Annotated in this window: 14 protein-coding genes; 13 read left to right on the top strand and 1 reads right to left on the bottom strand. The window is 41.7% G+C overall.

The features are described 5' to 3' along the window. Nucleotides 1-63: 63 nt before the first annotated feature. Nucleotides 64-888 carry an ATP-binding cassette domain-containing protein gene (locus tag H5185_RS18460; protein ID WP_182742822.1) on the bottom strand — a complete coding sequence of 275 codons (825 nt, stop codon included), beginning with the start codon at nt 886-888 and terminating at the stop codon, nt 64-66. A gap of 188 nt (nt 889-1076) precedes the next feature. On the opposite strand from H5185_RS18460, the gene H5185_RS18455 reads away from it, so the two are divergent. The 13 genes from H5185_RS18455 (at nt 1077) to H5185_RS18395 (ending at nt 11775) form a co-directional block, all read left to right on the top strand. Continuing rightward, nucleotides 1077-2039: a calcium/sodium antiporter gene (locus H5185_RS18455; protein WP_124015071.1), complete on the top strand. Its 963-nt coding sequence runs from the start codon at nt 1077-1079 to the stop codon at nt 2037-2039. 44 nt (nt 2040-2083) lie between these two features. After that, nucleotides 2084-3061: a KpsF/GutQ family sugar-phosphate isomerase gene (locus H5185_RS18450; protein ID WP_124015072.1), complete on the top strand. Its 978-nt coding sequence runs from the start codon at nt 2084-2086 to the stop codon at nt 3059-3061. Nucleotides 3062-3063: 2 nt separating this feature from the next. Beyond that, complete coding sequence (gene kdsC, locus H5185_RS18445; RefSeq protein WP_124015073.1) at nt 3064-3630, top strand: 3-deoxy-manno-octulosonate-8-phosphatase KdsC; 567 nt, start codon at nt 3064-3066, stop codon at nt 3628-3630. Beyond that, nucleotides 3627-4187, top strand: coding sequence for an LPS export ABC transporter periplasmic protein LptC (gene lptC, locus H5185_RS18440; protein ID WP_124015074.1), 561 nt, complete (start codon nt 3627-3629; stop codon nt 4185-4187). The genes kdsC and lptC overlap by 4 nt, the downstream gene beginning before the upstream one ends. After that, a complete protein-coding gene (gene lptA / locus H5185_RS18435) occupies nt 4174-4755 on the top strand; it encodes a lipopolysaccharide transport periplasmic protein LptA (protein ID WP_124015075.1) in 582 nt (193 codons plus the stop codon). The genes lptC and lptA overlap by 14 nt, the downstream gene beginning before the upstream one ends. Then, nucleotides 4752-5483 (top strand): LPS export ABC transporter ATP-binding protein, encoded by a 732-nt coding sequence (gene lptB / locus H5185_RS18430; protein WP_124015076.1) that lies wholly within the window; start codon nt 4752-4754, stop codon nt 5481-5483. The genes lptA and lptB overlap by 4 nt, the downstream gene beginning before the upstream one ends. A gap of 143 nt (nt 5484-5626) precedes the next feature. Beyond that, on the top strand, nt 5627-7111 hold the full coding sequence (locus H5185_RS18425; RefSeq protein ID WP_124015077.1) for an RNA polymerase factor sigma-54: 1485 nt from the start codon (nt 5627-5629) through the stop codon (nt 7109-7111). Nucleotides 7112-7135: 24 nt separating this feature from the next. Further along, nucleotides 7136-7423, top strand: a complete 288-nt coding sequence (hpf, locus tag H5185_RS18420; RefSeq protein WP_124015078.1) for a ribosome hibernation promoting factor — start codon at nt 7136-7138, stop codon at nt 7421-7423. A 2-nt stretch (nt 7424-7425) separates the two neighbouring features. Beyond that, a complete protein-coding gene (ptsN, locus tag H5185_RS18415; RefSeq protein ID WP_124015079.1) occupies nt 7426-7869 on the top strand; it encodes a PTS IIA-like nitrogen regulatory protein PtsN in 444 nt (147 codons plus the stop codon). After that, nucleotides 7866-8729, top strand: a complete 864-nt coding sequence (gene rapZ / locus H5185_RS18410) for an RNase adapter RapZ (protein WP_124015080.1) — start codon at nt 7866-7868, stop codon at nt 8727-8729. The genes ptsN and rapZ overlap by 4 nt, the downstream gene beginning before the upstream one ends. A gap of 20 nt (nt 8730-8749) precedes the next feature. Next, nucleotides 8750-9025, top strand: a complete 276-nt coding sequence (locus H5185_RS18405) for an HPr family phosphocarrier protein (RefSeq protein WP_124015081.1) — start codon at nt 8750-8752, stop codon at nt 9023-9025. A gap of 464 nt (nt 9026-9489) precedes the next feature. Continuing rightward, nucleotides 9490-10854: a magnesium transporter gene (gene mgtE, locus H5185_RS18400; RefSeq protein WP_182696724.1), complete on the top strand. Its 1365-nt coding sequence runs from the start codon at nt 9490-9492 to the stop codon at nt 10852-10854. 669 nt (nt 10855-11523) lie between these two features. Beyond that, nucleotides 11524-11775, top strand: a complete 252-nt coding sequence (locus H5185_RS18395) for a transposase (RefSeq protein ID WP_124015083.1) — start codon at nt 11524-11526, stop codon at nt 11773-11775. Nucleotides 11776-12130 lie beyond the last annotated feature (355 nt).

Here is a 12130-nt window from a genome sequence, read left to right as displayed (position 1 = left end):
ATGCCCGCTCGGCCATAGCCCAACACTATTTGCAGTGCATATTTGCCGATATCGGCAATATAATCAGTTGCGCCCACGAAGTAGCTCCTCTTGATAATCCTCTGCAGGATAATGAAATGGCACTGGGCCATCTGGCGCGCCCTGAATAAACTGAACTAGTTGTGGATTATCAGATTGACGTAATTGCTCTGGTGTACCATGAGCAATGACTTTTTTGTCTGCAATCACATAAACATAATCTGCTATACCTAATACTTCATCAACATCGTGAGACACAACCACCGAAGTGAGTTTTAATGAGTCCGACAACTCACGAATAAGTTTAACTAACATACCCATGGAAATGGGGTCTTGTCCTGCAAAAGGCTCATCATACATCACCATCTCAGGTTCAAGCGCAATCGCCCGAGCTAATGCGGCCCTTCGCTGCATGCCACCAGATAACTCGTTTGGCATCATATATGCTGCGCCGCGAAGACCGACAGCTTGCAGCTTCATCAATACAATTGAACGGATAACATCTTCTGGAAGTCCAGAATGTTCTCTCAAGGCAAAGGCCACATTATCGAATACGTTAAGATCGGTAAATAATGCACCACTTTGAAATAGCATGCTCATGCGCTTTCGCAGTTGAAAAAGATCCTTACGCTTAAGCTGATGTATATCATGGCCATCGAACAATACTTGCCCGCTATCGGGAATTAGCTGCCCACCAATTAATTTTAATAGGGTCGTTTTACCAATACCACTAGGCCCCATGATTGCTGTTACTTTACCTTTGGGGATCGACAAAGAAATATCTTCATAGATAACGCGCGAACCATGACTAAAGGCCAAATGGCTAACTTCGACCAAAGGTTTATTATTCGATTTACTCATATCAGACATTGGCGTTGAGGAGATAACAGCCTTCCTTGCATTAAGTTTAAGCGCAAATTGTACTGTAATTGTCGATTAAGCGACAACTATATCCATATAAGCACATATGATTGTCAGTACAATTACTGGGCAATGCTTTCAATTTGATACAAATCCAGCGAAAATGCTCGTCAATTAATTACCACTACCGGAATCACATGCTAGTTAATATCCTAATGTTAGTCGTCGGCCTTGCAGTTTTAGTCTGGAGTGCGGATAGATTTGTTTATGGCGCTGCCGCATTTGCGCGTAATTTAGGCTTACCTCCCATGTTAATTGGACTCACTATTGTTGCGATGGGGAGTTCTGCTCCTGAAATGTTTGTTGCTGCCACAGCCTCAATGGATGGCATGCGTGACACCGCGATTGGTAACGTCCTAGGTTCTAACATAGCTAACATTACCTTAATTTTAGGATTAACCGCATTACTGGGTGCGATTAGCGTAGGCTCACAAACCTTAAAACGTGAAATACCTATTATGCTCGCAGCTACTGTATTTGCAGGCTTTACCTTGCATGATAATGTATTAACACGAGTAGAAGGTATCATGCTGCTTGTAACCCTTTTAGGGTTAATGGGATATTTTATTTGGCAAGCAACTCATGATAAAACCACCGACAGCTTAGATACTGAAATGGACTCTGAGATCCCTAAAGATGTACCAACCTTTCATGCTATCATTTGGCTTACAGTCGGTATTATATTACTCCCGCTATCAGCTGGTTGGATGGTTGATGGTGCCGTGGGTATTGCAAAGTTTTATGGTTTGTCCGATCTTGTCATCGGTTTAACCATTATTGCAGTAGGGACAAGCCTACCAGAATTAGCAGCCTGCATTGCTGGCGTGTTAAAAAAAGAACACGATCTTGTCATTGGTAATATCGTTGGATCGAACTTATTTAATATTCTTGCTGTGTTGGCATTGCCAGGGTTAATTTCCCCCGGAGAAATCGATACATCGGCCAGCGGTAGAGACTTCTACATGGTATTAGGCACCAGTGCAGCATTAGCCGTTTTAGTATTATCCAGTGGCGCTAAGCAACAACTGACTCGTTGGCATGGCACACTATTATTAATCACCTTTATTGCGTACCAAGTGATTGTATTTCAGTCTCACTAGATTGGGGCATGAAGGTAAAGTATTCAGCTAAAAGAGAGAACCGTATGGTAAATCAAACTCAATTTCGTCAGTGGGGCCGTAAAGTCATTGATATTGAAAAGGCTGCCCTAGATAATTTATATCAATATGTAGACTCAGTTGAGTTTGGTCAAGCATGTGAGCTCATCTTGCAGTGCAAAGGCAAAGTGATTGTTATGGGCATGGGGAAATCGGGGCATATTGGTAATAAAATATCCGCGACCTTTGCCAGCACAGGTACACCGGCATTTTTTGTTCATCCAGGTGAAGCAAGTCATGGTGATTTAGGCGCATTGGCTAAAAACGATATTGTGCTTGCCATTTCTAATTCAGGTGAATCGAGTGAAATACTGACATTAATGCCAGTAATACAGCGAATGGGCGTACCGGTTATCGCAGTAACAGGTAAACCAGACTCTAATATGGCGCGTTTATCTAAAATCCATTTGTGTATTGAAGTACAAGAAGAAGCATGCCCGTTAGGGTTGGCACCAACCTCGAGTACCACAGCAACTTTAGCAATGGGTGATGCATTAGCCATTGCCTTATTGCAAGCCAAAGGCTTTACTCGAGATGATTTTGCTTTGTCACACCCTGGTGGATCTCTGGGGCGAAAATTATTATTAAAAGTCGATGATGTTATGCATAAAGGCGATGATTTACCCATAGTGCATAATGATATTTGTATTACTGAAACGCTGTATGAAATATCCAAAAAAGGCCTTGGTATGACAGCTGTTGTCGACAGCGAAACAACACTGGTTGGTATTTTTACTGATGGCGATTTGCGCCGAGTTATCGACGCCGAAGTCAACCTTCGCACCACTCCGATAGCTCAGGTAATGACCCAGAATTGTGTCACCTGCCCTAGCGGTATTCTAGCGGCACAAGCACTGCAAATTATGGATGAGAAAAGTATTAACGGACTGATTGTAGTCAATGAAAAACATCAACCGATCGGAGCATTAAACATGCTCGATATGGTTAAAGCGGGAGTCATTTAATCATGTCAGAATCAACCACCAGCCACCAAGGATTTTACGGCCCTATCAGCAATGATATTTGGCAACGCGCTCAAAAAATCAAACTGTTAATCTGTGATGTCGATGGGGTATTTTCAGATGGTCGAATTTATCTCAGCAACGCTGGCGAAGAACTCAAAGCGTTTCATACTCGTGATGGTTATGGTGTTCGATCTATCCTAACAAGCGGAATGCACGTTGCCGTCATTACTGGCCGCAAATCAAAGATTGTCGAAACTCGCATGACCGCATTAGGTATTAAACATATTTATCAAGGTATTGATAACAAGTTTGAGCCATTTGAACAACTCCTATCACTGTATAATGTCAGCGCAGACGAAGTCGCTTATATTGGCGATGATATGGTAGATCTCCCGGTTATGAAAGCAGTTGGTCTTGCCGTGTGTGTCGGTGACGGGCACCCATTTGTTAAGCAACATTGCCATATGACCACCTCTCTTAATGGTGGCCATGGCGCGTTACGAGAACTCACTGATTTACTGCTTTTAAGCCAAGATAAATTTGCCAGTGCTCATGGTATGAGTATATGAATAGAATCACTCTAGGTATTGTGGCTTTTTTTGGACTTGCTTTTTTCCTCTACTGGCAAGCGCAAATAAAACGCAGTGAAATGGATGCTGTGAAAGTTCGAGGCATTGAACGTCCAGACTTTGTAGCGGATAACCTACGCACCACAGAATTTAATAAACTCGGTTTAATTGCTAGCCGAGTCAGTGCCGAACACATGGAGCATTACGCCTCAAGTGACATTACTCACTTTACTAAACCTGTTTACCTCATTTACCCTGAAAACGGCCAAGCGCAATGGCAATTAAGCGCAGATAGAGGCCAATTGAATAAAAATACCAGCCAAGTCATATTAGAAAATAATGTTATTATTGATGCCATTAATATAGAAGAACCCCTGCAGTCACTCAGTACCCAAGCTGTTTCGGTGGATTTAACCACTATGATCGGCACCTCACAAGAGATGGTGTACATCAAAGGTAAAGGGTTTATTATTCAAGGTTTAGGTCTACATGCTGACTTGAATTCGCAAAAATTATCGCTACTCAGCCAGGTAGAAGGAACATATGAGCCACATTAATCGCCTCAACACTCACGCCAATGTTATGTTATTTGGCAGCATATTTTGCCTGCTGAGTTTACCTACCATAGCGAAACAAGGTGATCTTCAACAAGAGTTGAAAATTGCCTCAGTAAGCCAGTCTGCTGACATTAAAAATAATCAAATTGTTTTTAATGGTCCTGTTACCGTTACCCAAGGCACTATTAACATTAATGCTGATGAGTTACGGGCGTTTACTCCCGAAAACAGCACCAGTAAAAAACTCATCGCTATAGGCAACCCTGCAACGTTTTCACAAGAGTTAGACGACGGTCAAATTGGTACCGCCAGTGCCAACGAAATAAGCTATGATCTTGCTACCACTACACTGACATTGACAGGTAATGCCAAACTGGATCAATCTGGTAGCCAAGTAACCGGTAACCGTATTAAGTACAACATTAACGCTCAAGAGCTGATTGCTGAAAGTACTGGTACAGGGAAAGATCGCGTTATTACTATTATTCAACCTGAGAATTTCCAAGACGAGACTGCACCAAAGCAAAAGCTCCCTGAAATTCCTGTTAAAAAGCAGATCAAACCATGACCCAAATAACCCTAACGGCTGAAAATTTAGCTAAAAGCTATAAAACTCGTCAGGTTGTTAAAGATGTGAGTTTAACCGTTAAAACAGGCCAAATTGTTGGTCTTTTAGGCCCCAATGGTGCAGGTAAAACAACCACGTTTTATATGGTTGTCGGCTTAGTGCAAAGCGATAAAGGTCGGATCTTAATTGATGATGACGACTTAACCGCCGACCCAATGCATCTTAGAGCTCGCAAAGGGATTGGTTACTTGCCGCAAGAAGCCAGTATTTTTCGCAAACTGACCGTATACGACAATATTATGGCCGTGTTGCAGACTCGCAAAGAGCTCACTACCGACCAACGGATTGAGCAAGTAGAGCATTTACTAGAAGAATTCCATATCACCCATATTCGCGACAGCCAAGGCATGTCGTTGTCTGGTGGGGAACGTCGTCGAGTAGAGATAGCGCGCGCGCTGGCCGCTAATCCTAAATTTATTTTGCTCGATGAGCCTTTTGCGGGGGTTGACCCTATTTCTGTCATCGACATAAAAAAAATCATTCAACAGCTTAAAAACCGCGGCTTAGGGGTATTAATTACCGATCATAACGTACGTGAAACCTTAGACGTCTGTGAGCGAGCTTATATTGTCAGCCAGGGCAATTTAATTGCCGAAGGCACACCTGATGAGATATTGAGTAATCAACAAGTTCGGGCTGTGTACTTAGGTGAACAATTCAAGCTATAGTTACTTTACTGGCCTTTTAGTCTATCTAACTCATTTCATTGAACGATATCTAAATAGCGTTAAATGTCATTGATGTATGTGACAATCGATTACAGTTTTCGAGATTGTCATTTTTATGGAAATCATCTAGGGATAAGCGGTAAATGAAAGCGTCACTCCAACTCAAAATGGGTCAACACTTAACCATGACCCCTCAATTGCAGCAAGCGATCCGCTTACTGCAATTATCGTCATTGGAGCTACAGCAAGAAATCCAACAAGCATTGGACTCAAACCCATTGCTTGAAATAGAAGATGAGTTTTCTCAAGCAAAAGACTCAGTAAAAGAAAGTCGCGACCAATCGGACACCGACTTTAGTGACAACAGCGTGGTCAATATAGAAAAAGACACCTCAACAGTCGACACAGCAGAATCCATGACCAAAGAAACCATGGACGATTTAGCTATGGATACCACATGGGATGAAGTGTACACCGCCTCACCAATGTCAGGTTCAGGCAGCGCTAGCATGCGCGATGATGATATGCCATTCCAAGGTGAAACGACTGAAGGCTTATATGAGCATTTAGAGTGGCAAAAAAATCTCACGCCATTTTCTGACACTGATCGAGCAATTGCTACCGCGATCATTGATGCCATTGATGAACGCGGCTATTTAACCCAAAGCACTGAAGATATTCTCGAAGCCATGGGTGATGAAAGTGTTGAACTAGATGAAGTTGAAGCGGTATTAAAACGTATTCAACACTTTGATCCCGTTGGTGTTGCCGCACGAGATTTAAGCGAATGTTTATTCATTCAATTAGCCCAATATGCCGACACAACCCCACATATAGACAATGCCCGTCTGCTCATTAAAGACTATTTAGATTTAATTGCTGGGCGCGATTTTAGATTATTGATGCGCAAAACCAAGCTCAAAGAAAACGAGTTGCGTGACGCAATCACCTTAATCCAGTCACTTAACCCTCGCCCGGGCTTGTTAGTCACCGCTATTGATGACGAATATGTTATTCCTGATGTAACCGTACTAAAGAAGAATGGCCGTTGGGTTGTAGAGTTAAACCCAGACAATATGCCTAAAATTGGCGTTAATCAACAATATGCAGCCATGGCTAGAAGCAGTAAAAACTCTGCCGATAGCCAATTTATTCGCGGTCATTTACAAGAAGCTAAATGGTTCATCAAGAGTATCGAAAGCCGCAATGAGACCTTATTGAAAGTCGCCAATTGTATTGTGCAATTTCAGCAAGGTTTCTTTGAATATGGTGAAGAAGCCATGAAACCTATGGTGCTCAATGATATTGCTGAAGCAGTAGAAATGCATGAATCAACTATTTCACGGGTTACCACTCAAAAATATATGCACACACCACGTGGGCTATTTGAATTAAAGTACTTTTTCTCTAGCCATGTCAGCACCGACGATGGCGGAGAATGCTCATCTACCGCTATTCGTGCTTTTATCAAAAAACTGGTTGCAGCAGAAAACCAGCAAAAGCCATTAAGTGACAGTAAAATGGCCCAACTGCTGGCAGATCAGGGGATCAACGTTGCGCGTCGTACGATTGCAAAATACCGCGAAGCGATGCTCATTCCGCCCTCAAACCAACGTAAGAGTTTATAACCTACAAGGCAACGGAGGATTTTTATGCTTATCAATATGACAGGTAGAAATATCGACATTACCGAATCTTTACGTGAATACGTTCAAGGTAAATTTTCAAAGCTTGAACGACACTTCGATCAGATCAATAATGTACACGTTGTGCTCAATGTAGAAAAATTACAACAAAAAGCAGAAGCTAAAATCAACCTTAATGGTGCAGAGATTTTTGCCATGTCAGAAAGCACTGATATGTATGCTGCAATAGACGCCCTGATCGATAAACTCGACCGTCAGGTAATTAAACACAAAGAGAAGTATACAAAACACTAACGATGGAACTTTGTACCATTCTGCAGCCGGAATGCACTACCTGTGCCACACCGGGCAGTAAGAAAAAAGTACTGGAACTCATCAGCAATTTAGTCGCTGCCCAGTACCCACCCCTATCTTCGCAAGAGGTTTTTGAAAGCCTATTAGCGAGAGAGAAAATGGGTAGCACAGGTATAGGAAATGGCATTGCGATACCTCATGGTAGATTAACGACCATAGAACATCCGATCGCAATATTTATTAAATGTGAAGAAGCCATTGCCTTTGATGCAATCGATAAACAGCCCGTGGATATTTTATTTGCTTTGTTAGTACCTGCAGATCAGTGCCAACAGCATTTAAGCACGCTATCAAGCGTGGCTCAAAAATTAAGCGATAAGCAAATATTGAAACAGCTTCGTAAAACTCACGACTCAACAGAACTTTATCGGGTTATTACTGCATGAAACTTGTCATAGTATCGGGACGTTCAGGCTCAGGAAAATCTGTTGCTCTAAGAGTATTAGAAGATCTAGGGTATTATTGTGTTGATAATTTGCCTTTACCACTGATTGGCACATTACTGGCTCAGCTCAAAGGTAATAACGATCTAGTGGCAATTAGTGTTGATGTACGCAACATTGCCGAGCAAGGTAAAGTCCTTCAAGATCAACTTGCCTTACTTGAACATGACACTGAAATTATTAGCTTCTTTTTGAATTCTAATGATAAAGTGCTACTCAAACGCTATAGCGAAACGCGTCGATTACACCCGTTATCTAAAAATCATATTTCACTGCAAGAAGCGATCATATTAGAAGGCCGTTTACTTGAGCCTATCGCAAAAATTGTTGATCATTATATTGACACCTCTGCCCTGAATATTTACGAATTAAGCGACCAAGTCAGGCAAATCTTGTTAGGTAGTGTCGATAAAGAGTTAGTGATTAACTTTGAGTCTTTTGGCTTTAAGCACGGTATGCCAACAGAAGCAGACTTTATGTTTGATGTGCGCTTTTTACCTAATCCGCATTGGGAAATAGCACTACGACCACTCACAGGTTTAGACGAACCGGTACAAGAGTTTTTAGGTCGGCAACCTCTAGTGAATAAGTTTATCTGGCAAATTGAAAACTTATTTGAAACCTGGATGCCGCATTTAGAACGTAATAATCGCAGCTATCTGACTATCGCCATTGGTTGCACCGGTGGCCAGCATCGCTCGGTATATATAGCCGATCAATTAGCAAAAAGGTTTAGACATGGCAGTAAACATACAGTTAATGCTCGCCACAGAGAATTAAATTTAACAGATACTGACAGCTAACTGAGCATAGGATCGCGCTAATGATCAAACTTGAACGCCAAGTAACCATTTCAAATAAATTGGGGTTACATGCTCGAGCTGCAACAAAACTTGCTGTTTTAGCGGGTGATTTTGATGCCAGTATCACGTTAACTCAAGGCGATAAAAACGCCAGTGCAGCAAGTGTACTTGGGTTATTAATGCTTGAAAGTGGCATAGGTAAAATGATCACAGTAACAGCCCAAGGCCCAGATGCTGAAGTGGCATTAAATGCCGTGTGTGATCTGATTAATGCTAAATTTGATGAGTCTTGCTGAATTATTTAGTGATACTTTCACCAATTACTGATCGTTAAGCCATCATCACTTATTTATTTCCATCTTTAAATGAAGTCGTCATACTAACCAAACTGCCACGATATTGCGGTTCGAAGGTTAACGGTCAGTTCCTCGATAATATTAGCCTTTATATTGAAAACGCGCGGCGGATCCCCTGCTGATTAAGTATTCATTCTCTTAAGAGAGATTAGCGTTGTAGCCAATTTCAATCACGGTTCTCGCTTGACCAAACACCGATATAATCGGACGTTAATTTTTGTGTAAAGCAACATCAGCAGTTCAGACTTTCGTTCGGCGCAAGTCACTCAACGATTTTATTGCTGCATTTCATTTCTTGCCCGCAGATAACAATTCTTGCATCAATATGCCAAACAGAGAAACTGAAACTGCCCAAAATCATTACATACAGAATCATATTCGTATGACAAATAGGAAGTTGATATATGGGTAAAGAGTACCTAGATAATGAAATAACAGAACAACGACTCAATCAACTCGCTCAAGCGTTAGACAGTGGATTGTTTGTTCATGCTCGCAATATGTTACATGCAATGTCGCCCAACGATGTCGCCCTCATTCTCGAATCATCACCACCAAAAAATCGACAAGTCTTATGGCAATTAATTGATCAACAATATGCTGGTGAGATCCTGGATGAATTAGGTGAAGAACTGAAAGATTCGCTCATCAGCAGCATGACACCAGAGAAACTCGCCCAGGCCACGATAGGAATGGACACCGATGATCTTGCTTATATTCTTCGCAGCTTGCCCGATGCGGTTTATAAGAAAGTACTCAAGTCAATGCGAAGCCAGGACAGAGATAGAGTAGAACAAGCACTGCGCTACCCGGATGATACTGCCGGCAGCATAATGAACACAGATACGGTTACCCTAAGACCCGATGTTAATATCGAAGTAGTGTTACGCTATTTACGTCAACGCGGTAATTTACCAGATACCACTGATACATTATATGTTGTCGATCGCCATGACCATGTTTTAGGTGGCGTCAGATTAGTCGACTTACTCACATGCGATCCGAGCGTCACAGTTCGCAGCATTATGGACACCGAGCTAGAAAGTATTCCGGTTGAGATGTCTGATAAAGATGTTGCGCAAAAATTTGAACGACTCGATTGGATATCTGCCCCAGTCGTAGACAGCCAAGCAAAATTACTAGGACGAATAACCATTGATGACGTTATCGATGTGATCCGTGAAGATGCCGAGCATTCCATGATGGGGATGGCAGGCATGGATGATGATGAAGATACCTTCGGCCCAGTGCTTAAAAGTACTCTGAGACGCTCTCTATGGCTAACCATCAATCTATTTGCAGCATTACTAGCATCATCTGTCAGTAATATGTTTGAAGGCACCTTAGAGCAATTTGCTACCATCGCAATTTTAATGACCATTGTGCCAAGCATGGGCGGCGTTGCCGGTAATCAAACCTTAGCGCTGGTGATCCGCGGTATTGCACTTGGTCATATTGGCCAAAGTAATTCACGTTGGTTAATAGGCAAAGAACTCGGCATTGGATTATTAAACGGCATTATGTGGTCTGTGTTGGTCTTTTTTGCTGTGTGGCTGTGGAAAGACGACATTGCGTTAGGCGGATTAATTGGCAGTGCTATGCTAATTAACATGACAGTTGCCGGCTTTGCGGGTGCCACTATTCCAATCATGCTCAAAAAGCTCAATATCGACCCAGCTCTTGCTGGAGGAATGGTATTAACCACAGTCACTGATGTGGTTGGTCTATTTGCATTTTTAGGCTTAGCGACGCTGTATTTAATGCACTAGAGTATTGCTCTTATCTCTTAACCCGAGTTGGGTTAAATAATATGCCGTCTATAAAACTGTCTACTTTAGGACTCTTTTATGGGCGGCGGACTCTCAAATGGTCACGCTAGCCACAGATTGTCAGTCTGTTAACTCAGCACTCACCTCCCCCTTCTGATCATGTTCAAATCATCCATGTAAATATTAAATTCAATATAACGCCATCTTTATTTTGTCATTGAGGTCACCTTTTTCTGCCATATTTGTCATCTAAACTGCGACCTAGCGATAAGTTTGATAGCGATTCATCTGCAGAACTTATTCACCAAGTTAGTGCAATTGCACCAAACTAATCTGTCGGTAAAAAGTACCTAGGTTAAAGGTTTTAAATAAGACACTGATAAATAACAGATAAAAATATTTATCAAAGTTGGCACAAGCTTTCCATATAAGAACACATACCCACTAAGTGATAGTGTGATTTTACAAGTAGTCCTTGGTAGATGTAGGAGATAGCAATGAATAAAATAACCGGAAGTCGTAGCATTAAGTCAATAAATGTCATGGTAAATAATATCATTTCACAATGCCGCCAGAACATTTTTTTCTTAGCACATCTCGGTTGTAGCCAGTGGGATGAAGTGGAAACTCGCTCTAGTAAACATAAGTAAATTGGCAGGAGATTATTTCATGAATATGTCAAATACGAGACAGTACCCAGTGGACTTACAAAAAGAAGTGATTAATGAAGTCAAAAATAATCAAAGATTATTATCTGACGTAGCAAAACAATATGGTGTATCGGCAAAAACCGTATACCAGTGGGTCAGAAGTAACCAAGTTCGCCAGACAGAAAGTAAGGGCGCAATCGTATCAGAAATAGCCTATTTGCAACAAAAGATTGCCCAGTTAAATCAGCAACTACATGCTATAGCAAGCTAAGGATCCATGTTTAAGAAAGTGTTGGAACGATCTTAAACAATAATTGAAATTCAGTTAACCGTTTTGGCAAGGATGTTTGACCATGCTAACAACTCGTCCCCCAGCGAGTTGTTAACACAGCAACAATCATTCTAATAATAAGCGCAAAATACTTGCATCCTTGCCGCTCTATTGTTTCACCGTTAGCCATTAAGGACATTGGCTAACATTACAGTTAAGGCGTTATTGGGTCCCCAGACTCTATTATCCAATAACGTCATTTTTATCCAGGTTTTTAGCTTTCGCCATTGACGGCGCTTCTGCAACCATTAGCAGAGCTAACGATCAAAACCGTTTTGGCAAGGATGTTTGACCA

It is taken from the genome of Shewanella sp. SG44-6 (assembly GCF_014164185.1).
Classification (GTDB): Bacteria; Pseudomonadota; Gammaproteobacteria; order Enterobacterales; family Shewanellaceae; genus Shewanella; species Shewanella vesiculosa.
This window is presented reverse-complemented; position numbering and strand designations above follow the sequence as displayed.